The 25,217-nt window shown below is 73.6% G+C and carries 28 protein-coding genes and 1 pseudogene; 16 read left to right on the top strand and 13 right to left on the bottom strand.

The window, feature by feature from the left end:
- Nucleotides 1–122: 122 nt before the first annotated feature.
- A complete protein-coding gene (locus ACIGAQ_RS27065) occupies nucleotides 123–1,763 on the top strand; it encodes a serine/threonine-protein kinase (RefSeq protein WP_311678924.1) in 1,641 nt (546 codons plus the stop codon).
- Here ACIGAQ_RS27065 and ACIGAQ_RS27060 read toward each other — a convergent pair.
- Nucleotides 1,755–3,197 (bottom strand): serine hydrolase domain-containing protein, encoded by a 1,443-nt coding sequence (locus tag ACIGAQ_RS27060; protein WP_399787042.1) that lies wholly within the window; start codon nucleotides 3,195–3,197, stop codon nucleotides 1,755–1,757. The two genes, ACIGAQ_RS27065 and ACIGAQ_RS27060, sit on opposite strands and share 9 nt — an antisense overlap.
- A 73-nt stretch (nucleotides 3,198–3,270) precedes the next feature.
- Here ACIGAQ_RS27060 and ACIGAQ_RS27055 point away from each other — a divergent pair, with 73 nt between their 5' ends.
- On the top strand, nucleotides 3,271–4,242 hold the full coding sequence (locus tag ACIGAQ_RS27055; protein WP_399787040.1) for an LLM class F420-dependent oxidoreductase: 972 nt from the start codon (nucleotides 3,271–3,273) through the stop codon (nucleotides 4,240–4,242).
- Here the strand turns inward: ACIGAQ_RS27055 and ACIGAQ_RS27050 are convergent.
- Nucleotides 4,139–4,831 (bottom strand): hypothetical protein, encoded by a 693-nt coding sequence (locus ACIGAQ_RS27050; protein ID WP_311678929.1) that lies wholly within the window; start codon nucleotides 4,829–4,831, stop codon nucleotides 4,139–4,141. The two genes, ACIGAQ_RS27055 and ACIGAQ_RS27050, sit on opposite strands and share 104 nt — an antisense overlap.
- A 212-nt stretch (nucleotides 4,832–5,043) precedes the next feature.
- Here ACIGAQ_RS27050 and ACIGAQ_RS27045 point away from each other — a divergent pair, with 212 nt between their 5' ends.
- Complete coding sequence (locus ACIGAQ_RS27045; protein ID WP_399787037.1) at nucleotides 5,044–6,075, top strand: hypothetical protein; 1,032 nt, start codon at nucleotides 5,044–5,046, stop codon at nucleotides 6,073–6,075.
- Nucleotides 6,076–6,137: 62 nt separating this feature from the next.
- The gene (locus ACIGAQ_RS27040) at nucleotides 6,138–6,563 is read left to right on the top strand and encodes an SsgA family sporulation/cell division regulator (RefSeq protein WP_311678931.1); all 426 of its coding nucleotides are present in this window, start codon (nucleotides 6,138–6,140) and stop codon (nucleotides 6,561–6,563) included.
- A 60-nt stretch (nucleotides 6,564–6,623) separates the two neighbouring features.
- On the opposite strand, the gene ACIGAQ_RS27035 is transcribed toward ACIGAQ_RS27040, so the two are convergent.
- On the bottom strand, nucleotides 6,624–7,094 hold the full coding sequence (locus ACIGAQ_RS27035) for a DUF6328 family protein (RefSeq protein ID WP_399787178.1): 471 nt from the start codon (nucleotides 7,092–7,094) through the stop codon (nucleotides 6,624–6,626).
- A 176-nt stretch (nucleotides 7,095–7,270) separates the two neighbouring features.
- Here ACIGAQ_RS27035 and ACIGAQ_RS27030 point away from each other — a divergent pair, with 176 nt between their 5' ends.
- Entirely contained in the window at nucleotides 7,271–7,618 is a 348-nt protein-coding gene (locus tag ACIGAQ_RS27030; RefSeq protein WP_399787034.1) for a hypothetical protein, read from the top strand.
- A 15-nt stretch (nucleotides 7,619–7,633) separates the two neighbouring features.
- Here the strand turns inward: ACIGAQ_RS27030 and ACIGAQ_RS27025 are convergent, their stop codons facing one another.
- Together ACIGAQ_RS27025 and ACIGAQ_RS27020 are read right to left on the bottom strand one after the other, a co-directional pair.
- A complete protein-coding gene (locus ACIGAQ_RS27025; RefSeq protein ID WP_362285301.1) occupies nucleotides 7,634–8,617 on the bottom strand; it encodes an aldo/keto reductase in 984 nt (327 codons plus the stop codon).
- A gap of 129 nt (nucleotides 8,618–8,746) precedes the next feature.
- Nucleotides 8,747–9,952 carry an FAD-dependent monooxygenase gene (locus ACIGAQ_RS27020; RefSeq protein ID WP_399787031.1) on the bottom strand — a complete coding sequence of 402 codons (1,206 nt, stop codon included), beginning with the start codon at nucleotides 9,950–9,952 and terminating at the stop codon, nucleotides 8,747–8,749.
- 347 nt (nucleotides 9,953–10,299) lie between these two features.
- On the opposite strand from ACIGAQ_RS27020, the gene ACIGAQ_RS27015 reads away from it, so the two are divergent.
- Nucleotides 10,300–10,668, top strand: coding sequence for a tyrosinase cofactor (locus ACIGAQ_RS27015; protein ID WP_362285296.1), 369 nt, complete (start codon nucleotides 10,300–10,302; stop codon nucleotides 10,666–10,668).
- Between the two features lie 32 nt (nucleotides 10,669–10,700).
- Nucleotides 10,701–11,522, top strand: a complete 822-nt coding sequence (locus ACIGAQ_RS27010; protein WP_399787028.1) for a tyrosinase family protein — start codon at nucleotides 10,701–10,703, stop codon at nucleotides 11,520–11,522.
- Here the strand turns inward: ACIGAQ_RS27010 and ACIGAQ_RS27005 are convergent, their stop codons facing one another.
- Nucleotides 11,523–12,254 carry a ribonuclease H gene (locus ACIGAQ_RS27005; protein ID WP_311678942.1) on the bottom strand — a complete coding sequence of 244 codons (732 nt, stop codon included), beginning with the start codon at nucleotides 12,252–12,254 and terminating at the stop codon, nucleotides 11,523–11,525.
- A gap of 39 nt (nucleotides 12,255–12,293) precedes the next feature.
- Nucleotides 12,294–13,100 carry a VOC family protein gene (locus tag ACIGAQ_RS27000; RefSeq protein WP_399787025.1) on the bottom strand — a complete coding sequence of 269 codons (807 nt, stop codon included), beginning with the start codon at nucleotides 13,098–13,100 and terminating at the stop codon, nucleotides 12,294–12,296.
- A 201-nt stretch (nucleotides 13,101–13,301) separates the two neighbouring features.
- On the opposite strand from ACIGAQ_RS27000, the gene ACIGAQ_RS26995 reads away from it, so the two are divergent.
- A complete protein-coding gene (locus tag ACIGAQ_RS26995; RefSeq protein ID WP_399787022.1) occupies nucleotides 13,302–14,228 on the top strand; it encodes an SGNH/GDSL hydrolase family protein in 927 nt (308 codons plus the stop codon).
- 18 nt (nucleotides 14,229–14,246) lie between these two features.
- Entirely contained in the window at nucleotides 14,247–15,137 is an 891-nt protein-coding gene (locus ACIGAQ_RS26990; protein WP_399787019.1) for an aminoglycoside phosphotransferase family protein, read from the top strand.
- A 36-nt stretch (nucleotides 15,138–15,173) separates the two neighbouring features.
- On the opposite strand, the gene ACIGAQ_RS26985 is transcribed toward ACIGAQ_RS26990, so the two are convergent.
- Nucleotides 15,174–15,656 carry a VOC family protein gene (locus ACIGAQ_RS26985; RefSeq protein WP_311678949.1) on the bottom strand — a complete coding sequence of 161 codons (483 nt, stop codon included), beginning with the start codon at nucleotides 15,654–15,656 and terminating at the stop codon, nucleotides 15,174–15,176.
- Nucleotides 15,657–15,865: 209 nt separating this feature from the next.
- On the opposite strand from ACIGAQ_RS26985, the gene ACIGAQ_RS26980 reads away from it, so the two are divergent.
- Both ACIGAQ_RS26980 and ACIGAQ_RS26975 read left to right on the top strand, forming a co-directional pair.
- The gene (locus ACIGAQ_RS26980; protein WP_399787016.1) at nucleotides 15,866–16,507 is read left to right on the top strand and encodes an ATP-dependent Clp protease proteolytic subunit; all 642 of its coding nucleotides are present in this window, start codon (nucleotides 15,866–15,868) and stop codon (nucleotides 16,505–16,507) included.
- Nucleotides 16,507–17,109 (top strand): ATP-dependent Clp protease proteolytic subunit, encoded by a 603-nt coding sequence (locus tag ACIGAQ_RS26975; RefSeq protein WP_311678953.1) that lies wholly within the window; start codon nucleotides 16,507–16,509, stop codon nucleotides 17,107–17,109. The genes ACIGAQ_RS26980 and ACIGAQ_RS26975 overlap by 1 nt, the downstream gene beginning before the upstream one ends.
- 19 nt (nucleotides 17,110–17,128) lie before the next feature.
- Here the strand turns inward: ACIGAQ_RS26975 and ACIGAQ_RS26970 are convergent, their stop codons facing one another.
- On the bottom strand, nucleotides 17,129–17,560 hold the full coding sequence (locus ACIGAQ_RS26970; protein ID WP_399787012.1) for a helix-turn-helix domain-containing protein: 432 nt from the start codon (nucleotides 17,558–17,560) through the stop codon (nucleotides 17,129–17,131).
- Nucleotides 17,561–17,706: 146 nt separating this feature from the next.
- Between ACIGAQ_RS26970 and ACIGAQ_RS26965 the strand changes: the two genes are divergently transcribed.
- Nucleotides 17,707–18,594: an RNA polymerase sigma factor SigF gene (locus tag ACIGAQ_RS26965; protein ID WP_399787009.1), complete on the top strand. Its 888-nt coding sequence runs from the start codon at nucleotides 17,707–17,709 to the stop codon at nucleotides 18,592–18,594.
- 248 nt (nucleotides 18,595–18,842) lie between these two features.
- On the opposite strand, the gene ACIGAQ_RS26960 is transcribed toward ACIGAQ_RS26965, so the two are convergent.
- Nucleotides 18,843–19,298: an ATP-binding protein gene (locus ACIGAQ_RS26960; RefSeq protein WP_311678958.1), complete on the bottom strand. Its 456-nt coding sequence runs from the start codon at nucleotides 19,296–19,298 to the stop codon at nucleotides 18,843–18,845.
- A 195-nt stretch (nucleotides 19,299–19,493) separates the two neighbouring features.
- On the opposite strand from ACIGAQ_RS26960, the gene ACIGAQ_RS26955 reads away from it, so the two are divergent.
- Genes ACIGAQ_RS26955 through ACIGAQ_RS26945 form a run of 3 tightly spaced genes read left to right on the top strand, consistent with a single transcriptional unit; the run spans nucleotide 19,494 to nucleotide 20,625 of the window.
- Nucleotides 19,494–19,634, top strand: a complete 141-nt coding sequence (locus tag ACIGAQ_RS26955; protein WP_362285275.1) for a hypothetical protein — start codon at nucleotides 19,494–19,496, stop codon at nucleotides 19,632–19,634.
- A complete protein-coding gene (locus tag ACIGAQ_RS26950) occupies nucleotides 19,631–20,212 on the top strand; it encodes a PRC-barrel domain-containing protein (RefSeq protein WP_311678961.1) in 582 nt (193 codons plus the stop codon). Before ACIGAQ_RS26955 ends, ACIGAQ_RS26950 begins: the two co-directional genes overlap by 4 nt.
- Before the next feature lie 2 nt (nucleotides 20,213–20,214).
- Complete coding sequence (locus tag ACIGAQ_RS26945) at nucleotides 20,215–20,625, top strand: PRC-barrel domain-containing protein (RefSeq protein WP_311679280.1); 411 nt, start codon at nucleotides 20,215–20,217, stop codon at nucleotides 20,623–20,625.
- A gap of 17 nt (nucleotides 20,626–20,642) precedes the next feature.
- On the opposite strand, the gene ACIGAQ_RS26940 is transcribed toward ACIGAQ_RS26945, so the two are convergent.
- Nucleotides 20,643–21,830, bottom strand: coding sequence for a DUF6777 domain-containing protein (locus ACIGAQ_RS26940; RefSeq protein WP_311678963.1), 1,188 nt, complete (start codon nucleotides 21,828–21,830; stop codon nucleotides 20,643–20,645).
- Between the two features lie 179 nt (nucleotides 21,831–22,009).
- On the opposite strand from ACIGAQ_RS26940, the gene ACIGAQ_RS26935 reads away from it, so the two are divergent.
- Nucleotides 22,010–23,308 (top strand): streptophobe family protein, encoded by a 1,299-nt coding sequence (locus ACIGAQ_RS26935; protein WP_399787005.1) that lies wholly within the window; start codon nucleotides 22,010–22,012, stop codon nucleotides 23,306–23,308.
- 5 nt (nucleotides 23,309–23,313) lie between these two features.
- Here ACIGAQ_RS26935 and ACIGAQ_RS26930 read toward each other — a convergent pair whose 3' ends face one another.
- Together ACIGAQ_RS26930 and ACIGAQ_RS26925 are read right to left on the bottom strand one after the other, a co-directional pair.
- Nucleotides 23,314–24,303: a serine/threonine-protein kinase gene (locus tag ACIGAQ_RS26930; RefSeq protein WP_399787002.1), complete on the bottom strand. Its 990-nt coding sequence runs from the start codon at nucleotides 24,301–24,303 to the stop codon at nucleotides 23,314–23,316.
- A 365-nt stretch (nucleotides 24,304–24,668) separates the two neighbouring features.
- Nucleotides 24,669–25,217: pseudogene (locus ACIGAQ_RS26925) on the bottom strand (hypothetical protein); the annotation flags it as partial.

The raw sequence follows: 25,217 nt of genomic DNA, 5'->3' as shown, positions 1-25,217 counted from the left end.
CTCCCCTCTTTTGAATAAAAGACAAGAATGAACGCGGAGTTGCGATCCTTTTGAACGGAGGCAGCCTCGCTCCCCGTACCTCTGGAAAAGGGTGAGAGCCAGGTTTCCAGCGAGGGATGGCCATGGGCAGGGCGCACGTCTCCACACACCAGTTGGTCGCCGGCCGGTACCGGCTGCTCGAGATCATCCAGCGCGAGACCAACCGCATCTGCTGGTACGCCGAGGACCTCGGCGCCGGCGAGGTCTCCCGGCCGTGCCTGGTCACCCAGATCGGGCTGCCGCAGGACCCCCTCGGGACCGAGCGCAGTACGGCCGCGCGCCTGCTGCGCACCTCCGAGAACATGGCCCTGCTCCGCCCCGGCCGGATCGCCACGGTCGTCGACGCGGTGGAGGAGGCGGGCGCGCTGTGGACGGTCAACGAGTGGATCGACGGCACGCCGCTCGGCGAACTCCTCACCGAGCAGGGCACGTTCAACTACGTGCGGGCCGCGCGGATCGGCCTGGAGGTGCTCGACGTGCTGGACGCGGCGCACGCCGAGGGCATCACCCACGGCGAGCTCAGCCCCGGCCAGGTGTTCGTCCGGGAGGACCAGTCGGTCGTCGTCACCGGCTTCGGCCTGGCCGGCGCCACCCTCGCACCCCGTCTGACGGCACCCGCGTACGCCTCGCCGGAGCAGGCCAGGGACCAGCGGATCGGGCCCGCGGCCGACCTGTGGGCACTGGGCGCGATCCTCTACACCATGGTCGAGGGGCGCCCGCCCTTCCGCGACCGGGGCCGCCCGGAGAACACCCTGAAGGGCGTGGACCGGCTGCCGCTGCGCACGCCGATGCGCGCCGGCCCGCTCGCGCAGGTCGTGCAGGGGCTGCTGCGCAAGGACTCACGGGAGCGGCTGACGCGGCCGGTGGTCCGTGCGGCGCTGACCCGGGCGCTGAACGAGGACCCCGACACGGCGGCCCTGGGCGCGGTGCCCGTTCCGCGGCTGCGCGGCGTGTACACGGCCGTCCGCCCGGGGGTTCCGGCCTGGAGCAGACGGACCGTGATCGCGGGCACCGCCCTGGCCGTCGTCACCGTCGCGGTCGCCGTGCTCGCCGCCACCCAGGGGCTGCCCGGCGGCGACTCGGGCGGCGACGCGGCCGACGCACCGGCCCGGCCGCCGGCCTCCGCCGCCTCACCGGGCGAGGACACCGGCCCCGAGCCGACCGGGGCCCCCGCACCGACGCCGACCCCGACCGATCCGCCCCCGTCCCCGACCCCGTCCCCGACGCCGACCCCGACGCGGTCCGACCCGGCCGCGCTGCCGCCGGACTTCCGGCTCTACCACGCACCCGAAGGTTTCTCCGTCGCCCTCCCGAAGGACTGGGAGCGGCTGGACACCGACCGCCAGGGCGACCTGGCCTACCGGGTCGTCTTCGGCGACGACGGCGACGGCCGCACCCTGGCCGTCACCTACAGCGCCCGCGTGGGCCCGGACCCGGTGGCCGTCTGGCGCGACGACGTCGAACCGAATCTGCGGCGTTCCGGCGACTACGAGCGGATCGGCGAGATCCGGGCGACGACGTACCAGGGGCGCGAGGCCGCCGACATGGAGTGGACGGCGGACGTCGAGGGCACCCGGGTGCGGACCTTCGGCCGGGGCTTCCTGCTGGGCGGGGGCCGGAGCTTCTCGCTGCGCTGGACGACCCCCGACGCCGACTGGGAGGACGAGGCGAACCGGCAGGCGCTGCGCACCGTCCTGGCCACCTTCCGCCCGGGGTCAGACTGAGCCGCGCGGCGCCCGCCGCGAGGTGAGCCGGCCGCGCTCCAGCGGCTCGGTGCGCCAGCGCGCGCCGACCGTCCCCTCCGCGAGGGAGCACGTCACGACCAGGCGGTGCGGGGTCTCCAGGAACACCACGTCGACGGCGAGCGTCCCGGCGCCGGTCCAGCCGCCGCTCACCGCGGTCGGCAGGGGTTCCCCGGCGACCGTCCAGCCCTCCGACCCGACGCGCAGCCGGACGCGGTCCTGCTCCGGGTCCCCGTCCCCGGTGAGCGTCAGCGTCCAGCCGTCCGCGTCCCGGTCGAGCCGGGCCTCCCGGACCGGCCCGGTGCCGTCGGCCGTGAACGCGGCGGCGGCCCAGTCCTCCGCCCGCTCCGGTGGTGCGGGCGCACCGGGGGCGGGCGGCAGCGCGAGCCGGCCGAGGCGCTCGCGCAGATCCGCGTCCGCGGCCTCCCGGCCGGGCAGCGGCCCGGGCCCGAAGGCGGGCAGCAGATGCTTCCAGACCAGGTTCAGGAAGTCCTGCATCCGCTCGGTCGCCGCGGTCGTGGCGATCACCGCGTCGTGCTCGGGCAGCACGAGGCAGAACTGGCCGTAGGCGCCGTCGCCCCGGTAGCCGTGCCGGGACGTCCAGAACTGGTAGCCGTAGCCCTGGTCCCAGTCCTGGCGGTCCGCGTCGCCCATGGCGCCCCCGGTCGGTATGCGCGGCCGGGCCGCCCGGGCCGCCCAGCCCTCGGGCAGCAGCCGCTTGCCCTCCCACAGGCCGTCGTTCAGGTACAGCTGGCCGAGCCGGGCGACGGCGTCGGTGGTGGCGTGCAGACCGCTGAAGCCGATCTCACGCCCGGTGCGGTCGCGCCGCCAGAACACCTCCCCGATGCCCAGCGGGTCGAGCAGCCGGGGCCGCAGGTAGGCGGAGAGGGACTGTCCCGTCACCCGCTGGACGATGGCGCCGAGGGTGTAGGTGGTGGGCTGGTTGTAGGCGAAGACCGTGCCGGGGTCGCGGTCCGGCGGCAGGAGCAGGAACCCCCGCACGGGCTCGGCGGGGTCGCGGCCGTAGGCCTCTTCGACCGTCTCCCGCTCGTGGCCGCTCGCCATGGACGCCACGTGCCGTACCAGGATGGCCCGGCTGCGCGGGTCGGTGATGTCGGCCTCGAACTCCGGGAAGTACGAGATCACCGGCGCGTCGAAGTCCAGCAGCCCTTCGGCCTCGGCCAGGGCGGCGGCGGTCCCGGTGAAGCTCTTGCTGAGCGAGTACAGCAGGTGGGGCCGGTGGGCGGTGTAGGGCGCCCACCAGCCGGAGGCGACGAGGTGTCCGTGCCGCATGATCATCACACTGTGCGGCTCGATCTCGGGGGCGGCTTCGAGGGCGTCGAGGAAGGCGTGGACACCGGCGGCGTCGACGCCCTGGGCTGCGGGGCCGGAGGTCGGCAGGGCGGAGGCACTCATGCGGGCATCCTGCCCCCGTCCACGGGGCTTGATCGACCCGTTTCCGCGTCCACTGCGCGGGGACCCGGTGGTTATGGTGCAAATCGGATACACGATGATGACGGAGCAGGCCGGCCCCCGCGAGCTCGTGGACCACGTGGTGCGGGCCGAGGAGGCGGGCTTCGACTTCTCGGTGACCTCCGACCACTACTTCCCGTGGTTGCGCTCGCAGGGCCACTCGCCGTACGCGTGGGCGGTGCTCGGCGCGGCCGCCCAGGCCACGTCACGTATCCCGCTGATGACGTACGTGACGTGCCCGACGTTCCGCTACCACCCGGCGGTGGTGGCGCAGAAGGCGGCGACGGTGCAGTTGCTGTCCGAGGGGCGGTTCCGGCTGGGGCTCGGTTCGGGCGAGAACCTCAACGAGCACGTGGTGGGCGGCGGCTGGCCGTCCGTGGACGTGCGGCACGAGATGTTCGAGGAGGCCGTGGAGATCATCCGCGCGCTCTTCGAGGGCGGGCACGTCAACCACCGCGGCACCCACTTCGACGTGGAGTCGGCCCGGCTGTGGGACCTGCCGGACCAGGCGCCGCCCATCGGCATCGCCGTCTCCGGGGAGCGGTCCTGCAAGCTCGCGGGCCGGCTGGGCGATCTGGTGATCGCCACCGAACCCAAGGCGGGCCTGCTGGAGGCGTTCGACCGGCACGGCGGTGAGGGCAAGCCCCGGGTGGGCCAGTTGCCGGTGTGCTACGACCCCGACCGGGACACGGCCGTCAAGCGGGCGCACTCCCAGTTCCGCTGGTTCGGCAGCGGCTGGAAGGTCAACTCGGAGCTGCCGCACCCGGATTCCTTCGAGGCGGCGACCCAGTTCGTCACCCCCGACGACGTCGCCGAGTCGATCCCGTGCGGCGACGACCCGGACGCCTTCGTCGAAGCCGTCCGCCCCTACGCCGAGGCCGGGTTCACCGAGGTCGCCCTCGTGCAGATCGGCGGCGAGTCGCAGCCGGCGTATCTGGACTGGTCGGAGAAGACGCTGCTGCCCGCGCTGCGCGAGGCGTTCGGCTGAGCTTTGCCGCCAGTGCCTCCACGGCCCGTTCCGCCAGAAGGGCCCTCCGTTCCGGGGGGCTCTTCTTCAGCTGTGCGCTCAGCCGCTGCGCCTCCTCGGTGGCCGGCAGGTACCCGACGAGGAGCAGGGGCAGCAGCAGGCGCCTGACGAGCAGCTCACCGTCCGAGGTGACGTGCGGTCGGCGCACCACCGAGACGTTGACCCGGATCGCGTGCTCGTTGCCCGGCGGGACACCGGGCCGGTCCGTCTCGATCGCGGCGTAGCGGAACCCGTGCGCGAGGTCGCAGGCCGGGCAGCCCACCGGCCCGCGGGCGAGCCGCTCCCCGCAGTCCGGGCACTCCAGCCGGTCGAGCGCGGCGTCCACCACGCGCCAGTCGTACCGGTCGGGTTCGGCGGCGACCATCTCGGCCAGGGAGCGTTCCTCGTCACCACCCGCGACGTCCCAGCGCCGCAGGAAGGCGCCCCACTCCTCCTCCACGACGCCGTCCACCAGCCGGCGGCAGGCCCCGCACGCGGGCGCCCCGCCGTACTCGTATCCGCCGCACTGCGCGCAACGCCGCGGCACCGCACCGACCTCGGGACGCCTCATGCCGCCATCGTCGCCGACGCGGGCCGGTCCGGGAAGCGGATCACGGCCCGGCCACCGGTGCACGAATCCGCGTGCCGGCACGCCCCCGACGTGCCGAGAGTGCGGGGCCGTCGGCGGCAGGGCGCGGCCGGCGGCGGCCGGTAGGCTGCCGTCGGAATCCCGTACCCCGGTTCCGCACCCGCCCGAATCCCGCGCGTCCAGGAGAGTCGTCCGTGACCGTTGCCCTCACCCCGCCCGAGACGCCCCCCGCCTCCCCGGCGCCGCTGTCCGACCTGGTCGCGCGCGACGCGCGGGAGTTCGGGGCGTACGCCCGGACCGGAGGGTGGGCCTTCGGGCTGATGGTGGCGCGCAGCGTACGGCCCGGCGGGCAGGGCGCGGACGGGACGCCGAAGGTCTCAGCGAAGGAGTTCGCCGAACTCGCCGGGTGCTCCCCGGAGCGGGTCATGCGCTACTACAAGGCGTGGGACCGGGCCGCCGACGACGGGATGGTGCCCCACTTCGAGGCCCTGGCGCCCGGTCAGGAGGTGGAGCTGCCGGACGCCGACGTGTGGCTCGGCTACTACGTCTCCCGCAGCAGCGCCGCCTCCGAGCGCGGCACCGCCATCGCCGAGGCCGCCGAGGCGGAGGGCATCCGGCCCACGAAGGCGCTGGAGGTCGCGGAGAACCCCACCGCCCTGCGCGCCGCGATCCTCGCCGACCCCTCCACCGCCCGCGCGGCCCGCCAGGCGCTGCTGGACCGGGTCCGCGAGGACCCTGAGCTCCAGTCGGAGCTGGCCCGTGACGTGGTGCGCACCGATGAGCTGAAGAAGGCCGTCGCCGGGGAGAGCAGGGCCGCCGACCGCATCGGCTACGTCCGCCAGATCGCCGAGTCGGGGCTGATCAAGACCCCCGCGGGGCAGACCGTCGACGCGCCCGCCGATCTGCGCCAGGAGGCCGAGCGGCATCTGTCGCTGCTCGACGAGGGCGAGGACGCCGGCGAGTGGGCCACCGAGGCCTACGACACCATGAAGTCGCTGGTCGTCGAGGCCGTGGAGGCCGACCCGGGGCTGCGGGTGCGGGAGCGGCGCACGAAGTTCTACTCCAGCCTGCAGAAGGCCACGAAGGTGTTCGAGGAGCTGACCTTCGACGACGCCGGGGAGTTCTACGAGGACGACATGGTCGAGCGCCTGGAGGAGCTCCAGCGGGCCGTGGCGGTCTGTATCGAGTCGCTGCGCGGTGCCCGCGGGATTCACCCGGACAGCTGAGCATTTCGCAGGAATCGGGGGTACTAGAGGGCTCTACGTCGGTTCTTCCCGGAGGCCCCCTCGTGAACTCGTTCGTCCACAAGACCCTGGTGGTGCAGCTGCAGGCGGGCGGAGCGGAGCGTTTCTCCGTGCTCGCCCACCTCAGCTACGACACCGCGGACCCCTTCGCCGTCACGGTCGTCTTCAGCCACGACGGCCGCGTGCTCGCCCGGTGGCAGCTGGACCGGGAGATGCTCGGCGACGCGCTGCGGCGCCCGGTCGGGGTGGGGGACGTGCGGATGCGTCCCGAGTCGCGGGGTGTGTGGCAGGAGTTGCGGATGGAGTTCTTCGGTGACGCGCACGCCGACGGCGGCCGTCACCACGCGGTGGTGTTCGCCTGGGCCCCGGCGTTCGCGGCGTTCCTCAGGGAGACCCACGAGCTGGTCCCGCCGGGCCGCGAGGAGGTCTGCGTCGACGACTTCCTGGCGACCCTCATCGCGGGGAGCTGAGAGCGGGGCGGGCGAGGACCGGGACCTCGCGGAGGCGGCCGGTGCCCGGGTGCGCCGCGGTCACTGCGAGGTGTGCTTGTACCTGGTCCACAGCGGCAGGACGAACCAGCACAGCAGATACCAGGCGACCACCCCGGCGACCAGGTAGGGCACGAAGCCGTCGTGTGTCGCCACGCGCAGGATCAGCAGCAGTGACGCCGTCGTCGTGGCGAGCAGCAGCACCAGGCCGAGCAGGGTCAGCCGGGAGGCCAGCCGCACCGCCTGCGGCTTGACGCGCCGCCCCGAGACCAGGCGGTGCAGCGACACCGGGCCGATGAGCGCCCCGGTCGCGCAGGCGCCGAGGACCACCGTGACGAGGTAGATCGTCTGATCCGTTCCGGTCAGCTCGTCGTACTTCTCGGTGAACACCACGGTCAGCAGGAAACCGAAGAGGATCTGCACGCCCATCTGGGCGACGCGGACCTCCTGGATGAGCTCCTGCCACATCCGGTCCGCTCTCTCCTCCTCCGTCTCGTTGCGCCCCCGGCGCATCGCCCCGCCCTGTGCCGTGTCCGCCACTGCTTCCTCCCGGTGTGAGGGTCCGGCCTCTTCTTTCCCACGGGTGCCCCGGAACGAGCCGTCCTCCCGGGTGGGCGGCGGTTTGAGCGATCAGGGGACGGTTACACGGACGGCTCGAAGTACGCACAGCGCGAGGAGGTCGTGGACTCATGTCCGGAACGCAGCTCACCGTGACGCTCAGCGGCGGAGGCGCCGATGACGCACGCGCGGTCGTGCGGGCGCTGGAAGGCACGTTCGGCGCGCCGGACGAGTTTCCCGCCGACGAGAACGCGACGGTGCACACGGCGACCTTCGACGGCGACGCGCCGTCGGGTCGCGAGGCAGGCGACGGGGAAGGAGCGGGGAGCCTGACGGCACCGGTGACGGTCACCGTGCAGGGCTCCCCGGAGGCGGTGCGGCGGGCGAGCGACACGCTCACCCGGGTCTTCACCGCACGTGACGACGGTGCCGCCTCCGGCGACCAGGAGCAGGAGAGGCAGCTGCTCCTGGAGCCGTGACGGTCCGGCCGCCCGTCACCAGCGGGATTCCACCTGGTCCTTGATCCGCCGCTCGTACAGGTCGCGGATCGCGGCCAGGGTGTCGGCGGGCGGCTCCGGCAGCCGGGCCGCGCCCGCGTTGGCCCGGGCCTGCTCGGGCGAGCGGGCGCCGGGGATCACGGTCGTGACGCCGGGCTGCTCGATGATCCAGCGCAGGGCCAGCTGGGCGGGGGTGTACCCCTCGGGGGCGAGCGCCGCGAACTCGGCGGCGGCCTCGACCCCGGTGGTGTAGTCGACGCCGGAGAAGGTCTCGCCCACGTCGAAGGACTCACCGTGCCGGTTGTAGGTGCGGTGGTCGTTCTCCGGGAAGACCGTGTCGCGCGTGTACTTGCCCGACAGCAGGCCGGAGGCGAGCGGGACGCGGGCGATGATGCCGACGCCGGCCTCCCGGGCGGCGGGCAGGACCTCGCGCAGGGGCTTCATGCGGAACGGGTTGAGGATGATCTGCACGCTGGCCACGTTCGGCCGGGCGATCGCGGTGAGCGCCTCGGCGCAGGTCTCGACGCTGACGCCGTACGCGGCGATGCGCTCCTCCTCCACCAGGGTGTCGAGCGCGTCGAACACCTCGTCGGAGGAGTACACGGGCGTCGGCGGGCAGTGCAGCTGCACCAGGTCGATCCGGTCGACGCCGAGGTTGCGCCGGGAGCGGTCGTTCCAGGCGCGGAAGTTGTCGAGCACGTAGTTCCCGGGGATCTGCTCGACCCGGCGCCCCATCTTGGTGGCGACCAGGACGTGCAGGTCCGGCCGCCCGGCGAGGAAGGCGGCGATGGTCTGTTCGCTGCGGCCGTCGCCGTACACGTCGGCGGTGTCGAAGAAGGTGACCCCGGACTCCGCGGCCGCCTCCAGTACCGCGAGGGCCTCCTTGTCGTCGACGTCTCCCCAGTCGGCACCCAGCTGCCACGTACCGAGACCGACGACGGAGGCGTGCTGACCCGATCTTTCGAATGTGCGCTCGTCCATGGGCGTCAGTCTGTCATCCGTCCCGGGCGGGCGCGGACCGGGCCGCTCCGGTTCGCCGGCCTCGCCGAATTCACCCGCACGAGTGGAGAGCAGCGACAGGGAAGTGCACCCGGCTGTCCGGCGGGAGCGTCAGTCGCCCGAGGACACCGTCCTCGCCTGGACGGTCCGCGCCACCCTGGGGCCGAGCCAGCGCTTGAACCGGCGCAGCGGCTCCAGTTGCCCGGCGGCCCGGTCGAGCCGGTAGTACAGCTGGGGCGGCACATGGGGCAGCAGGGGCGAGTGGCGCTGACCGAGCAGGGCGAACATGCGCTCCGGGGGCAGGTGGATGTAGCGCGGCAGGTCCTCGTACCACTGGGCGCTGTAGCGGGCCGCGCTCTGCGCCGGCAGCAGCGCCGCCGTGCGCTCGCGCTCGTAGTGGGCGAGGGCCTGAGGGAGCTCGGCGTGCTCGCGCAGCGCGGCGGCCAGGGCGATCGCGTCCTCCAGGGCGAGGGTGGTGCCGGCGCCGATCGAGTAGTGCGTGGTGTGGGCGGCGTCGCCGAGCAGGACGAGGTTGCCGTGGTGCCAGGTGCGGTTCGTGAGGGTGCGGAAGGTCTGCCACGGGGTCCCGCCGGGGCGTTGCAGCAGGGGGTGGCCCTCCAGGACGCCGGCGAAGAGCCGCTCCAGCAGGGCTCGCCCCTCGGCCTCGCTCGCGCGGTCGAGGCCGAGTCCGGTCCACGTTCCCGGAGCGCACTCGACGACGCAGGTGCCGCGGTCGGGCCCGTAGCCGTAGCCGTAGCACCAGATCCAGCCGTGGGCGGTCTCCACGAAGGCGAAGGTGAAGGCGTCGAAGGCCTTGGTGGTGCCCAGCCAGAGGTACCGGTTGCGCCCGGCGGTGAGCCGGGTGCCGAAGTGCGCGGCGTGGCGCGTGCGCAGCTCGCTGCCCACGCCGTCGGCCGCCACGACCAGGTCGGCATCCGCGGGCAGTTCGGCGGCGGTGATCTCGCGCTCGTACTCCAGGCGGACGCCGAGCGCGCGGGCGCGGGCGGCGAGGATCTCCAGGAGGCGGTGGCGGCCGATGCCGTGTCCCTCGTCGCCGCTGTGCCGGGTCGTGCGGTCCCCGACGTGGGCGACGCCCTCGCGCCAGCGGACGGAGCCGGCGCCGAGCGCGCGGGCCGACTCGGGGTCCTGCTCGTGGAGCCGGTCGAGCAGACCGCGCCAGTAGGTCACGCCCCAACCGTAGGTCGATCCTTCCGGGTCGCGTTCGTAGACGGTGATGTCGTGGGACGGGTCCTGCCGTTTGAGCAGGATCGAGAGATACAGACCGGCGGGCCCGCCGCCGACGCAGGCGACCTTCACGCACACCCCTGAGAACTACCGAGAGCGGTCAATGGCGCACGCAGAGTAGCAGTGCGCCGGCCCCCTCGGCCGGAGCGCGGAATCGCGTCAGCTTCCCGGCGTGACGCGTACCACGCACACCGCCACCCCCGGGGAGAAACATCCACCACACCATCCCCAACGGGCGGAATTTCCCCGTCCGCACCGGTCCACGCGCCTGCGCCGAGCAAGATCATCTTGGTTCAACCTTGCACGACATAAGGGGAATTGCCCGGATCGCAGCCAACCGGCTCGCGGGGATTTCTCCCGGAACCGGAAGGGCCGATAGGCATGCGGTGCCATCACCCGAACGAACCCAGGAGATCCGTATGCCGGAACTCAGCCGTCGCCGTGCGCTCACCGCCGCGGCCGTCCTCGCCTCAACGGCCGGCGCCCTGCCCGCCCTCGCCCCGGGGGCAGCGGCCGCCGACCACCACGGCGCTCCCCGGGCCTTCGACGAGGTCTACAAGGGCCGCCGGATACAGGGCCGGCCGGCCACCGGGTCCGGCCACCACCATCACGGCGCCGGCTACGCGGTGTTCGTCGACGGGGTGGAGCTGCACGTGATGCGCAACGCCGACGGCAGCTGGATCAGCGTCGTCAGCCACTACGCCCCGGTGCCCACCCCGCGCGCCGCGGCCCGCGCCGCGGTGGACGAGCTGCAGGGCGCACCCCTGCTGCCCTTCCCCGCCAACTGACGTCCTTCGCACGGCACCTGGAGCACCCGAACATGGCAGTCCGCAAAAACCAGTCCGCCCTGACCGCCGACGAGAAGCGGCGTTTCGTCGCCGCGCTGCTCGCCCTGAAGCGCAGCGGCCGCTACGACGAGTTCGTCACGACGCACAACGCGTTCATCGTCTCCGACACCGACGACGGCGAGCGCACCGGCCACCGCTCGCCGTCCTTCCTGCCCTGGCACCGAAGATTCCTCCTGGAGTTCGAGCGGGCGCTGCAGTCGGTGGACGCGTCGGTGACGCTGCCGTACTGGGACTGGACCGTCGACCGCTCGCCGCGCGCCTCGCTGTGGGCGCCCGACTTCCTCGGCGGGACCGGGCGGGAGCGGGACGGCCGGGTGTCGGACGGGCCGTTCGCCGCGTCCGCCGGGAACTGGCCGATCAACGTGCGCGTCGACGGCCGGACGTTCCTGCGCCGCTCCCTCGGCACGGCCGTGCGGGAGTTGCCGACCCGGGCGGAGGTGGAGTCCGTGCTGGCCATGCCGACGTACGACATGGCGCCCTGGAACAGCGGCTCGGACGGCTTCCGCAACCACCTCGAAGGCTGGCGGGGCGTCAACCTGCACAACCGCGTCCACGTCTGGGTCGGCGGGCAGATGGCCACCGGTGTCTCCCCCAACGACCCGGTGTTCTGGCTGCACCACGCCTACATAGACAAGCTGTGGGCCGAATGGCAGCGGCGGCACCCCGGGTCCGGCTACCTGCCGGCCGCGGGCACGCCGAACGTGATCGACCTGCGCGAGACGATGCGGCCGTGGCACGACACGAGCCCGGCGGATCTGCTCGACCACACGCCGCACTACACGTTCGACACCTGATCAGACCGGCGCGCCCGTGCGGCACTCCGGGTGGCCCCAGCCGCTGTCGTTCTTGGCGATCGGCTCACCGGCCGCGTAGGCGCGGCCGCACTGGCAGCGGCCGGGGAACTTCGCCTTGATCGTGCGCGAGGACCCCTTCGCGGCGGACCCCTTCGCGGCGGACGTCCTGCCCGTGCGCGCGGTGGCGCCGCCGCGCGCACGGGCGCGGGGGGCCTTGGCCGGGACGTCGGGGGCGGGCGGCGGCTCGGGCGAGCCGAGGCCGCTGCCCGCCGGTTCCTGCACGGTGGCGGCCTGGCTGGCGGCCCGGTCGGCGAAGTCGTTGAGCCGGTCGCCGTCGACCTGGTGGGCGGGCACGTAGCGGAACTCGACCGAGCGGCCGTCGAGCAGTTCGTCGATGCGCACGACGAGCTCCTGGTTGGCGACCGGCTTGCCGGCGGCCGTCTTCCAGCCGTTGCGCTTCCAGCCGGGCAGCCAGGTGGTGACGGCCTTCATGGCGTACTGGGAGTCCATCCGGATCTCCAGCGGCACGTCCGGGTCGGTCGCCGCCAGCAGCCGCTCCAGGGCGGTCAGCTCGGCGACGTTGTTGGTGGCCCGGCCGAGGGGCCCGGCCTCCCAGCGCACCGGGCTCTCCGAGGCGTCGGCCACGACCCAGGCCCAGCCGGCGGGCCCCGGGTTCCCCTTCGAAGCCCCGTCGCACGCGGCCACCACACGTTCACGCATGGGCCCGATCATGCCATGGCCGCACGGGCCGTCCGGCCGCCAGGGGGGCCGCTACGACACGTCCGTCAGCTTCGGCATGTCCCCTTCGGTCGTGGTGATGTCGATCAGCGAGAGGTTCGCGCCCTGCGGGTCGCTGATGGCGGCGAACCGGCCGAACGGGGTCGTCATCGGGCCGAACCGCAGCACCCCGCCGAGCTCGGTGGCCTTCGCCACGGCGGCGTCGCAGTCCTCGACGGTGAAGTAGACGTTGATGTACGGCGGCATCTCGGGCGGGAAGTCGTCCGTCATCCTCATCCGGCCGAGCACGCTGCGCTCGCCGAGGTCGTAGACGCGGAAGTCCGTCTCGCCGTCCTCCATGTCCTTCTGCCGGTAGGAGAAGACGGCGGGGAAGAACGCGTCGGACTTCTCGGGCTCGCGGGTGAAGACCTCCGCCCAGACGTAGGCGCCCGGTTCGGCCATCGCCTGGAACCCCTCGTGGGTCCCGGCCTGCCAGACGCCGAAGACGACGCCTCCCGGGTCGCGGGCCAGGCACATCGTGCCGAAGTCGCCGACCTGCATCGGCTCCATCAGCATCTGGCCGCCGTGTTCACGGATCCGGGCGGCGGTGGCGGCGGCGTCCTCGGCCGCGAAGTACAGGCACCACTGCGACAGGCCCTCCTGGCCGTCCTGGCCGGGCATGGGCGGGACGACGGCGGCGACCGCCTTGCCGCCCGCGTAGGCCTCGGTGTAGTTGCCGTACTCCGTCGACGACTCGGCGAAGGTCCAGCCGAGGAGTTCGCCGTAGAAGCGCTTGGCCCCTTCCAGGTCACTGAACATCGCGTCGGCCCAGCACGGGCTTCCTTCGGGTTGCACGGCCATGACTGCGGCCCTCTCCGGACGGGGGAACGGTCCGTTTCCTCACGCTAGTCACCCCGGCGCGGACCCGCGCGCCGAGACGGACGGGGGGCGGCCCGGGGGCGAGCGGCGGTCGCGCGGAGTGTCCGGCAGGTGTCTTCCCCCGGGGGCGCCGGCTGTGCTTGCCTGAGTGCCGTTTTCACCGGCCGGGGCGGGAGTTGCCGTATGCGCAAGCCGTGGGGCGTGGGAGTGCTGCTGGCCGGGCTGCTGCTCGGCGCGTGCGGGGACCCGGAGTCGGCGCCCGGGGATCCGGCGCCGGCCGCACCGCGCGCGACGGCCTCCACCGGGCAGCCTGCCCCCGCCGCGTCCTCCTCCCCCGCCGCGTCCTCCTCCCCCGCGGCGCGGCCGCACAAGGCGCCGAGGGTGCTGTACCTCGGCGATTCGCTGGCGATGGAGAACCAGAAGGTCCTCGGCCGGGAACTGCGCCGGGACCTGCGGGCCGAGTACACCAGCGCCCCCTACTCCGGCACCACGCTCTGCGACTACCTGGAGGGCACGGCGCGACGGTCCCTGGTGCCGGCCTCCGACAAGGCCGCCGCGCTGGTGCGCAGGCTGCGGCCCGACGTGGTGGTGCTGCAGTTCTGGGGGAACTCCTGGGGCTACACGCCCTGCATGGACGGCATCACCCACGCCAAGTCCCCGTCCCGGTACTTCACCCGGTACGCCGCCGACGCGCGGCGGCTCACCGAGCAGATCGCCGCGGCGGGGCGCGGTTCGGGCCCGCGGATCGTCTGGGTGACGCAGGGCCCCGACCCGATCACCCCCGACCGGGTGCGGCGCGTCAACGCGCTGTACGCGCGGCTGGCCGCGGCCTCCGGCGCGCTGGTGGCCGACGCCGGGAGGGCGGTGAGCCCGGTCGGTGACCGCTACACCTGGGCGCGGTACCTGCCGTGCACGGCCTTCGAGCGGGCCCGCCCGGGCTTCTGCACCCAGCCCTCCCGCGACCGGACCGCCCTGCACCGCGCCGACGACTACCTGCACTTCTGCCTCGCGCCGACGACGTCCCGGCCGAAGCCCTGCCCGGTGCCCTCCCCGGGCATCCTGCGGATCGCCCGCGAGATCACGAAAACCGTTCGACAGTCGACGCGCTGACCGGTCCAATGGGGCGCCATGGGCGCGGTACGGATGCATGCCGACGAGGTCGACCTCGATGTCCGGCTCGTCGGGCGGCTGGTCGCCGAGCGGTTCCCGCACTGGGCGGAGCTGCCCCTGCGGCGGCTGGAGTCCTCCGGTACGGAGAACGCCATGTTCCGCCTCGGCACCGACAAGGTCGTACGGCTGCCCCGGCATCCCCGCGCCGTCGACGCCGTCGAACACGAACTGCGCTGGCTGCCCCGGCTGGGCCCGGCGCTGCCCGCCGCCGCACCGGAGCCCCTGGGGCGGGGCGAGCCCGGCGCCGATTTCCCGTGGCCCTGGTCGGTGTACGGCTGGCTGGACGGCCGCAACCCGGTGCCCGGGGCGCTCGACGCGCCCGGCCCGCTGGCCCGGGACCTCGCGTCGTACGTCAGGGCCCTGCGCCGGATCGACGCGTCGGACGGGCCGGCCGGCTACCGGGGCGTGCCCCTGGCGGACCGGGACCGTGCCGTGCGGGAGGCGCTCGCCCGGCTGGCCGGGCGGGTCGACACCGCGGCGGTGGCTCGCCGCTGGGAGGAGGCCCTCGACGCGCCCGGGCACTCCGGGCCGCCGGTGTGGGCGCACGGCGACCTGATGGCCGGGAACCTCCTCGTGCGGGACGGGCGCCTGAGCGCCGTGATCGACTACGGCACGGTGGGCGTCGGGGATCCCGCCGTCGACCTGATCAGCGCGTGGTGCGTGCTGCCCGCCGGGGTGCGCGGCCTCTTCCGCGAGGCCGTGGGCGCCGGGGAGGCGGAGTGGGCGCGCGGCCGGGGCTGGGCGCTGTCGATCGCGGTCGTCGCGCTGCCGTACTACTGGGAGACGAACCCGCCGGTCGCGGAGAACTCCCGGCACGTGATCGCCGAGATCCTGGCCGAGACCGCGTAGGGGCAGGTCCGGGCCGCGGCCCCGCCCCGCGGCACGTCACTCGCCGGCGTACGCCCTCTCCAGGGCGGCGATGTCGAACTTGCTCATGGCCATGAAGGCCGCCGTGACGCGGGCCGCCTTCTCCGGGTCCGGGTCGGTGACCATCTCGTCGAGCCGGTCCGGGACGACCTGCCAGGACACGCCGTACTTGTCCTTGAGCCAGCCGCAGGGGCCGGGCTCGCCGCCGTTCTCGGTGAGCCGGGTCCAGTAGTAGTCGATCTCCTCCTGGTTCTCGCAGAAGATCATGAAGGAGACCGCCTCGTTGAACCGGAACTGAGGGCCGCCGTTCAGCCCGAGGAACCGGTGGCCGTTGGCGGTGAACTCGACCGTCATCACGCTGCCGGCGGGCTGCGGCGCGCCCTCGGGGTAGCGCGCGACCTTGCCGATGCTGGAGTTCTTGAAGATGGAGACGTAGTGGTGGGCCGCCTCTTCGGCCTGGCCGTCGAACCAGAGACACGTGGTGAAGCCGTCGGTCGCCATGGGTTCCTCCCGGAGCGTGGATCGCTGTCGCCGGTATCGACCCCGCGGCGCTCCGGAACTCATCGGTGCCGCGGGAAATCCGCCGGGCGGAACGCGGGACCCGGCGCTCTGCCGGCAGCGGATCTGCCGAGGGCAGAGAAAGCGGCTGCCGGCCTCGTCCGGGGCCGACAGTGGGGTCGACGGCGCTTCCGCGACCACGAGGAGAACCGATGACCCCACTCACGACACTCGCCCCGAGGGCGGAGGAGGGCGACACCCCGCCGACCCGCTTCGACGACCAGCTGGCCGCCCGGCTGCTCGCCCAGCGCATCGTGCTGCTGGGCACCCAGGTCGACGAGGTCTCCGCCAACCGGGTCTGTGCCCAGCTGCTGATCCTGTCGGCGGAGGACCCGCGCACCGACATCAGCCTGTACATCAACAGCCCCGGCGGTGCGGTGCACGCGGGCCTCGCCATCTACGACACGATGCGGCTCGTCCCGAACGACGTGTCAACCCTGGCCCTGGGCTTCGCGGCCAGCATGGGCCAGTTCCTGCTCAGCGTCGGCGCGCCCGGCAAGCGGTACGTCCTGCCGAACGCGCGGATCATGATGCACCAGCCGTCCGCGGGCATCGGCGGCACCACCGCCGACATCGAGATCCAGGCCGAGAACCTGGAGTTCACCAAGCGGACCATCGAGCGGATCACCGCCGAGCACACCGGGCAGAGCCCGGAGACCATCTCCCGGGACGGCGACCGGGACCGCTGGTTCACGGCCGAGGAGGCCAGGGAGTACGGCATGGTGGACCGGGTCGTGGACTCCCTCGCGGACGTCGTCCCGGCTTCGGCACGACCGAGGATGGGGCTGCGGTGATGGGGAGCTACACGATTCCGAACGTCATCGAGCGGACCCCGCAAGGGGAACGGTCCTTCGACGTCTTCAGCCGGCTGCTCAACGAGCGGATCGTCTTCCTCGGCACCGAGATCGACGACGGCGTCGCCAACGTCGTCATCGCGCAGCTGCTGCACCTGGAGTCGGCGGCGCCGGAGACGGAGATCGCCGTCTACATCAACTCCCCCGGCGGCTCGTTCACGTCGCTCATGGCGATCTACGACACCATGTCGTTCGTGCGGGCGCCGATCTCGACGTGCTGCGTCGGGCAGGCCGCCTCCACCGCCGCCGTGCTGCTGGCCGGCGGGGACCCCGGGCGGCGGTTCGTGCTGGAGCACGCGCGCGTGACGCTCGGCCAGCCGGCCACCGGCGGGCAGCGCGGCATGGTCTCCGACCTGGCCCTGCAGGCCAAGGAGATGGTGCGGATCCGCTCCCAGGTGGAGGAGGTGCTGGCGCGGCACACGCATCACGACGTGGCGACGCTGCGGGCCGACATGGACCGCGACAAGGTGTTCACCGCCCGGGAGGCGGTGGCCTACGGGCTGGCCGACGAGGTGCTCAGCCGGCGCCCGCAGCTGGTCTGAGGCGCCGGCCGGGGCCGGATCAGGCGGCCAGGCACAGTCCGTCGAGCGACGACGGGGACGCCCCGCGGCGGCCGCTGCCCGCGTACCGGGAGGTGACGCGGATCAGTTCGCCCTGGGCCCGGGACAGCAGGTCGCCCAGGCCCAGTCCTAGGGCGTGGGCGGCGGCCGCGAGGACCTCCGAGGAGGCCTCCTTGCGGCCGCGCTCCACTTCCGACAGGTACGGCATGGAGATCCGCGCCGCGTCGGCGACGTCCTTCAGCGTGCGCTCCTGCGCGAGGCGTTCCCGGCGCAGGACGTCCCCCACCAGGTCCCGCCACAGGGGCTCCTTCGCGGCGGGGCCCGCAGGCGGCCCCTGGCGTGGCGGGGCCGCGGCGGGGCGGGCGCCGTGGGGCCGGGCGCCGTGCGGGCGCAGGGGAATGACACGGGTTTCGTTCGGCACGTGATCGGTCACCGCTCCAGCCTAGGAATCCCGGCCGGGAGGGGAAGGGCCCCGGGTTCCGCCCTCGGTGAATTCGGTGGGCATGATGCGCGTCGTTGCGGGTACCCGCAACCCGGGAGCACCTATGCAGATGTCCGCCGTGAGTGTCGGGAGAGGTAATGGAGACCGCCGTGATCCGGTCGAAGGCACAGGTCGTCGAAGAGAACGCCGAGGCCAGCACGGGTGACGGAGCGCTGCCGGGCGTCGTGGACCCGCGATCCGTCGCCCCGCGGGACGCCCGTGAGCTGTCCCGCCAGTTCTTCCGGCGCCTGACGGAACTCGAAGAAGGCACGCACGAGTACCAGTACGCGCGCAACACCCTGATCGAGATGAACATGTCGCTCGTGCGGTTCGCGGCCGGCCGTTTCCGGGGCCGGGGCGACGACATGGAGGACATCGTCCAGACGGGCATGATCGGCCTGATCAAGGCCATCGACCGGTTCGAGCTGTCGCGTGAGGTCGAGTTCACCTCCTTCGCGCTGCCGTACATCGTCGGTGAGATCAAGCGGTTCTTCCGGGACACCACGTGGGCGGTGCACGTGCCGCGGCGGCTGCAGGAACTGCGCGTGGAGCTCGCCAAGGCCCGCGAGGAGCTCGCCAGCCGGCTGGACCGCGAGCCGACGGTCGCCGAGCTGGCCACGCTGATGAACATCTCCGAGAAGGAGGTCGTCGAGGGGCAGATCGCCTCCAACGGCTACAACTCCTCCTCGCTGGACGCCGCGCTCACGGGCGACGGGCCGGAGGGCGGCGAGGCGGTCCTGGCCGACTTCATCGGGGTGGAGGAGGACGGGCTGCGGCTCGTCGAGGACTTCCACTCGCTGGCCCCGCTGATGGCGGAGCTCAGCGAGCGCGACCGGCAGATCATCCACATGCGGTTCGTGGAGGAGGCCACCCAGGCGGAGATCGGCGAGCGCCTCGGCTGCTCCCAGATGCACGTCTCCCGCCTGATCAAGCGGATCATCACCCGGCTGCGGCAGGGGATGCTGGGCGAGCTGGGCTGCGCCTGACGCCGACGGCGGACCGGCAGACGGCGGACCAGCGGGTGCCGTCCCACATGCGGGAGTGGGATGGCACCCGCTTCTTTGTTTTCCGCTTTCCGTTTTCCTCGCATGCCCCGGATCGCGGAGACACCTCGAACGAAGGCTCACGGGCGCGAGAGGGCTCGGAGCGACGGGAAGACTCACGTCGGTGAGAAGGCGTGCGGCCGTGCAAGAGCCCGGACCGACGCGAGGGGCGGTTCGCGGGTCCGGGTGACTCACCCGGCGGTCAGCGGCAGCACGGCGCGCACCCGCTTGCCCACCGGCACCCGCTCGACGCTGACCTGCTCCGCGAGCGCGTGGACGATCTCCAGGCCGTGGCGGCCGATGCGCTCGGGGTCGCGGGGGAAGATGCGGGGCAGGGCGGAGCTGCTGTCGTAGACCGAGACGGTCACCGCGGTGTCCGTGCCGACGAGCTCCAGGATGTACGGCCCGTTGCTGTGCCGGTCGGCGTTGGTGACCAGCTCGCTCACCACCAGTTGCACGGCGCCGTCGACGCGCTCGTCGACCCGCGCGCACCACTCGGTGCGCAGCTGGTCGAGGAAGAGCGCGGCGAACGACCGCGCCTCGGCGATGCATCCCTGCTCGCCGGAGTAGTGTGCCGCCCGCCTCAGCGGTTCCACGGGCACGTCGAAACCAGTCGGTATCACTGCCCCGTCCACGTGGTCGATCATACTTTTCTCTCTGGGATGCCGGACTGGCCGGATGCTCTGCACCAGTGCTCGTACCCCGAGTCGCCTGGTGCAGTCCTGGCAGTCTCGACGGTCTTGGCTTGTGCGCTGCCGGGGGCATTCTCCCCCGCGCGCGGGGCACCCGGTAGGGCATCGGGGCCGGCCGACGGCGGCCGGGCGGATCACCGGAGGTGCGCGGTGGCCTGGTGGGTATGGCTGGTGACAGTGATCGCGGTGCTCGCCGTCGTCACGGTGGGGGCGCTCGCCGTGCAGGCCGCACGGCGGTCCGGCACGGTGATCGCGGTACGGCGCAGGCCCGGCCGGAAGGGGCTGCGATGAACGAGCTGCTGGCCGCGCGGAGCCTGACGACCCTGCCGGTGGTCACCCTCGGCGGGGACGCCCTCGCGCAGATCAAGGACACCGTCTTCGACGCCGCCGCCGGGCGCATCACGGGATTCACGCTCAGTGGCCGCGGGCTGCTGTCGGGCCCGCTCAAGCAGAGCCTGCCCTGGCCGGCGGTGCATTCCCTGGGCCGGGACGCCGTCATGGTCCGCGACGCCCACGCGCTGCAGGACACGTCCGTCGTGGTGGCGCGTCGCGAGGCCCAGCAGGGCCGGGTGCTGCACGCCAAGGTGCTCACGGACGAGGGCGCCGAGGTCGGCACGGTGCTCGACGTGGTCGTCGAGGGCGGCGCCAGTGGCCGGGTCGTGGGCTTCCGGATCGCCGCGGCGAAGGCGCTGGTGTCCGGCTCCCGGCGTCGTCGGCACCGCGTGTACGTGCCGCGCGGCGAGACGCTCGCCGTCTCCGGACGGGCCCTGGTCATCCCCGCCGACGCGGTCCGCTACGTGGCCGACGACCTGGCGGAGTTCACCGCCCGGGTCGGTGCCTTCCAGGACGAACGCGAAGGGACGCCGTGACGATGCTGTTCTCCGAGGCGCGGGGGCTGCCGGTGCTGACGCTGGACGACGCGGAGGAGCTCGGCACGGTGAAGGCGCTGACGGTCGACGCCGCGTCCGGTGTGGTCACGCACGTCCGCGTGCGGGGCCCGCACCGCAAGGAGACCGTGCTGCCGTGGGGCGCGCTGCACGCCGTGGGCCCGGACGCCGTGCTGGTGCGCTCGGCCGCGGCGCCGTCCGAGGTGCCGCCCCATCACGAGCTGCCGGGCCTGCGGATCCTCGCCGAGACGGGCGACCAGCTCGGCACCGTCCAGGACGTCGCGTTCGAGCCCGGCACCGGCCGCCTCGAAGCGGTCCTCACCGCCCACGGCGACCTGCCCGCCGACCGGCTGCTCGGGCTCGGCGCGCACGCCCTGGTGGTCCGGGCCGCCTAGGGACCGCCGGAGCGGTCTCAGGAGGCCGGGGCCTGGTCCGTCGTGCCGCTGTCCGTGCCGCCCTCGGTTCCGCCGGTGCCGCTGCCCGTTCCGCTACCGGTGCCCGTGCCGGGGTCGCTGCCGGGCGGCGGCGACTCGGACGAGGGCGGCTCGCTCGGCGGCTGCGGCGAGGTCTCCGTCCCGGAGGACGGCGGTTCGGTCGTGGGCGGCCCGGTCGAGGTCGAGTCGGTCGGCGACGTCGGCGTGGTCACGCTCACCGAGGGAGAGGGCTTGTCCGGCTTCTCGGTCTTGCGGTCCTTCTTGCCCGTGTCGCCCTTGTGCCGCTCGAACCACTCGCCGTCGGGCTCGCACATGACGAACACCTCGACCGGTTCCGGGGCGGGGGTGACCATGACGACCTTGGCGTTGTCGTAACCGGGCCACTCCTCGCCGGTCGTCTTCGGCGCGGTCTGCTGGGCGACCGGCGGGGAGAGCGGGTTGCCGCAGGCGCAGCGCACCCGGGGCACGCCGCGGTCGTCGACGAGGACGGCCGTGCCGGTCTGGAGGACCGCCTGGTAACTGGTGGCGGCGCCGTCCTTGTAGCCGTGGTTGGTGACGCGGGTGTCCATCCGCAGCTGCACCGGCGTCAGCGAGCGCAGGTAGGCGGGGACGTCGGAGGATTCGACGCGGACGACCGAGGCGAAGGCCCGCTGTTTGTCCGGGGCCCCCTCGAAGTACGTGATCTGCTTCTCCACGTCACAGCTGGCCACGTTGCGGGTGCCGCCGTAGAGCCCGGGGGCGCCGCCCTGCACGCCCTGGACCGTGTTCCGCGGGGCCAGTTCGGTGGGCGAGGGCGAGACCGGCGAGGCGGAGCTCTCCTCGGCGGCCGTGGACTCCGTGAACGGGTCGGGCCCGGTGTCGGCGGCGGGCTGCAGGAAGATCTCGCCCTGGGAGGTGCTGGTGCCGCCGTCGGACGCGCCGGTGCCACCGCCGTCCGGCCGGGACAGCACGACGGCGAGGATCACGGCGGCCACCACGGCGGTGGCGATGATCGCGACCCGGGGCACCGACCCCCACCAGGGGCGGCGCGGCTCCGGGCCCTCGCCGCCCCCGCCGCCGGTCGGCTCGGAGGGCGGGCCGCCTCCGGGCGGCGGCTGGGAGGGGCCCGAGAGCGGGCCGGAGGGAGGTCCTGTGGGGCGGCCGGACGACGGCGGTTCGACGCTCACGAGCTCTTCTTCCCGCGTGGGTTCTCTGCGACCTGTGCACGCCCGGGCTGATTGATCCCGGTTCTTCCCGTTTTTCCACTACGTGTTCATTGTGTGCTCCGGCCCCAGGGGCCCCGCAAGCCGACGCGGACGGACCCGCCCGGCGGGCGTCCGGCACGGGTGCTGCTTAGCGTGGCAGCGTGAGTTCGCGCACCCCCTCCGGCCAGGTCCGACCGTCCGGCGAGCGGGCCGTCGCCCGCCACGGCTGGGCACACGCCCTCGTCACGGTGGTCGGCGCGCTGCTGGCCATGGCGGTGGTGTCCGCCCTCGGCCTCTGGGCGGCCGGGGCCGCGGATCTTCCCGACGGCGCGTTCGCACCGGTGGTCGCGGCGACCGTGGTCACCGCCGTCGGCGGCACCGTGGGACTCTCCGGGAACGCCGGCGATCTCGCCGACACCCAGGCGGACCTGACGGTGATCCCGCTGTCCGTCACACTGACCGGGGCGCTGGTCATCGCCTGGGGCTTCCTGCGGCCCCTGCGGCACCGCGCGGTCGCCGGCACGGCGGAACTGGCCGGCTGGGCCGCCCGGGTCGCCGCCCTGTGGCTGCTCGCGCTGATCGGCGTGACGCTCGCCGCCCGCCACACGTTCGACATCTCCCTGGGCGACGACGCGCTGGGCGACCTCGGTGACCTGTTCGGCGCCTCGCCCCGGATCGGCTTCACCACGGACGTCCCCCTGTCCGTGTTCGTCGGGGTGGTGTGGCTGGCCGGGGTGCTGGTGCTCGCCCTGCTGGTGTCGCGCCGGGCGCCGCTGCCGGGTGGGCTGCTGCGCTTCCAGACGTCCGTGCGGCCGGCCGCGTACGCGATGGTCGCGCTGCTGCTGGCGTACGTGGTGCTCGGCGTGGTGATCGCGCTGGTCGTGGCGGCGACCCGGGGGCACGCGGCGGAGACGTTCGCGGTGATCCTGCTGGGCCTGCCCAACCTGGTGTGGCCGGCGCTGACCGTCGGTATGGGCGCCACCTGGACCGGCCGGGTGGAGGGCCCGTTCGGGCTGCCCATGCCGCACGTGCTGGACGAGGTGCTGCGCACGCCGGACATCTCCGAGCTGAACCTGCGGACGCTGTCCGAGCGCGACGGCCGGGTGTGGTGGCTGCTCGTCGCCGCCGTGGTGCTGCTGCTGGCCGCCGCGTTCGTGATGGCGGCCCGTTCGCCGGCGAGGGTGCGGGCCTGGCAGCACGCCCTGCACATGGCGGTCGCGCTGGCGCTGACGGTCTTCATGATCTGCCTCGTCGGGCGCGTCTCCGCGCACTACGGTCTGTCCGTGCTCGGCATCGGCGATCTGGGCGGCGGTCTCGCGGGCGAGTTGTTCCTGCGCCCCCGGCTGTGGGGCGCGGTCGGGCTGGCCGTGCCCTGGGGGCTGGTGACCGGGTTCGCCGGGGCGCTGCTGGCACGGCACGTCCGGCGGCGGGGCCAGGTGCGCCCGGACGAACCGGCCTGACGGTCCTAGTTCCGCTGCACGAAGACCGGTTCGGCCCAGCGCGGGGGCTGCCTGGCCGGCTCCGGCCCGCCCGGTGCCCGCCCCTCCGCGCTCGTGGCCCGGCGCACGCTCACGGCCTCGCCGGTGGTCGCGGCGCGCAGCGCGGCCACGAACGTCAGGCAGGACGGGTACCGGTCGTCGGGGCTCTTGGCCAGGGCCTTGGCGAGGACCGGGTCCGCCTGCGGGGCGATGTCCGGCCGGGACGCGGTCAGCGGGGGCGGGTCGTCGTACTGGTGCGCCCACAGCAGGGCCATGTCGTCGTCGCGCTGAAAGGGCGGATGGCCGGCCAGGACCTCGTAGACGACACAGGCGAAGCCGTAGACGTCGCAGCGGGCGTCGACCGGTTTGCCCGAGATCTGCTCGGGGGCGACGTAGTCGAGCGTGCCGACGAACTGGCCGACCGTGGTGAAGCCGGTCAGTGACAGGGACTTCTTCGTCAGGCCGAAGTCGGTGAGGTAGACGTGCTCGGGGTGGTCGCTGTCGGTGCCGCGGGCGACGAGGATGTTGCCGGGTTTGACGTCCCGGTGCACGAGGCCGTGTTCATGGGCCGCGTCGAGCGCGGAGGCCACCTGGGCGGCGACGCGGACGGCCGTCGCGGGCGGCAGCGGGCCCTCCCGGTCGAGGACGTGGCGCAGGTCGCTGCCGGGGACGTAGCGCATGGCGATGTAGAGCACGCCGTCCGTCTCGCCCGCTTCGAAGACGGGCACGATGTGCGGGTGGTCGATGGCGGCCGCAGCCCGGGACTCGTGGGTGAAGCGGCGCCGGAAGGTGTCGTTGCGTGCGAGTTCCGGGGCGAGCAGCTTCAGCGCGACGGTCCGTTCCAGGCGCAGGTCACGGGCCCGGTAGACGACGGCCATGCCGCCGCGCCCGATCTCCTGCTCGATCCGGTACCCGGCGATCTGCCGCCCGATCAGCTCGGAGGGCCGCCCCGAGAACAGGCTCGTCTCCCGGGTCAACGGCCGTCACCCTCGCGCGACACGATGCGCGTGGGCTCGTGTCCCACGACCCGCGTGGCCGGCGCCCCGTCCGCCCGCTCCCCTTCCTCGCCCGCTTCGGCCCCTTCCAACTCCTCGGGTGACACGACCCGCGTGGGCTCGGGAGCCCGGGGAGCCGGAGCCTCGCGTCCGGAGACGTCCGGTTCCGCGGAGACCACCCGCGTCGGCTCCGGCGCCGCGGGGGTCCCGGGCGTCTCGGGGGACACCACCCGCGTGGGTTCGGGAGCCGCGGGGGTCACCGGCCCTTCCGGGGGGACGACGCGCGTGGGGGGCGCGTCCGGTGGCCGTGACGGCCGGGCGGCGGGGGGCGGTTCGGCCAGGTCCTTTGGGGCCACCACCCGGGTGGGCGGACGCGCCGGAGGGGGCGCGGCCGGGCCGTGCTCCGGGTCGCTGCGGGGCGTCTCGTCCGTCGCGTACGTGGTGAGCCGCGTGCCGTCGGCGTACACCCAGTGCCCGTGGGCGGCGTCGTAGAGCCACATGGACTCGCCGTCGAGCACGACGCCGATCCGCAGTCCGCGGGTGCGGGTGCGGAAGGACTCGCCGTCGAGGCCGCCGGCGAGGTCCTCGACCGCGGAGCGGTAGCGCGCCAGGGCGTCCTCCGCGCGGGCCAGCAGCGGACGCGGATCGGCGGTGCGGGTCAACGGCCCGCCGGTGGTGGGGGGATCCTGGGGTACGGCGACCAGCCGCCGTCCGTCGACCCAGGCGGACCAGCCGTTGAAGCACAGCACGTGCCCCCAGTCGCCCTGCCGTTCGAGAAGCTGCACCGGCAGCAGCGGGTCCAGGTCGACGGTGGGCCGCGCCGAGTCGGGAGCCTCCCAGGCCGGCATCCCGTGCTGCGGGACGACGTGCGTGGGCCGGAAGCCGGGAGTCGTCAT

This window comes from Streptomyces sp. NPDC085932, assembly GCF_044540525.1.
Taxonomy (GTDB): domain Bacteria; phylum Actinomycetota; class Actinomycetes; order Streptomycetales; family Streptomycetaceae; genus Streptomyces; species Streptomyces levis.
This window is presented reverse-complemented; position numbering and strand designations above follow the sequence as displayed.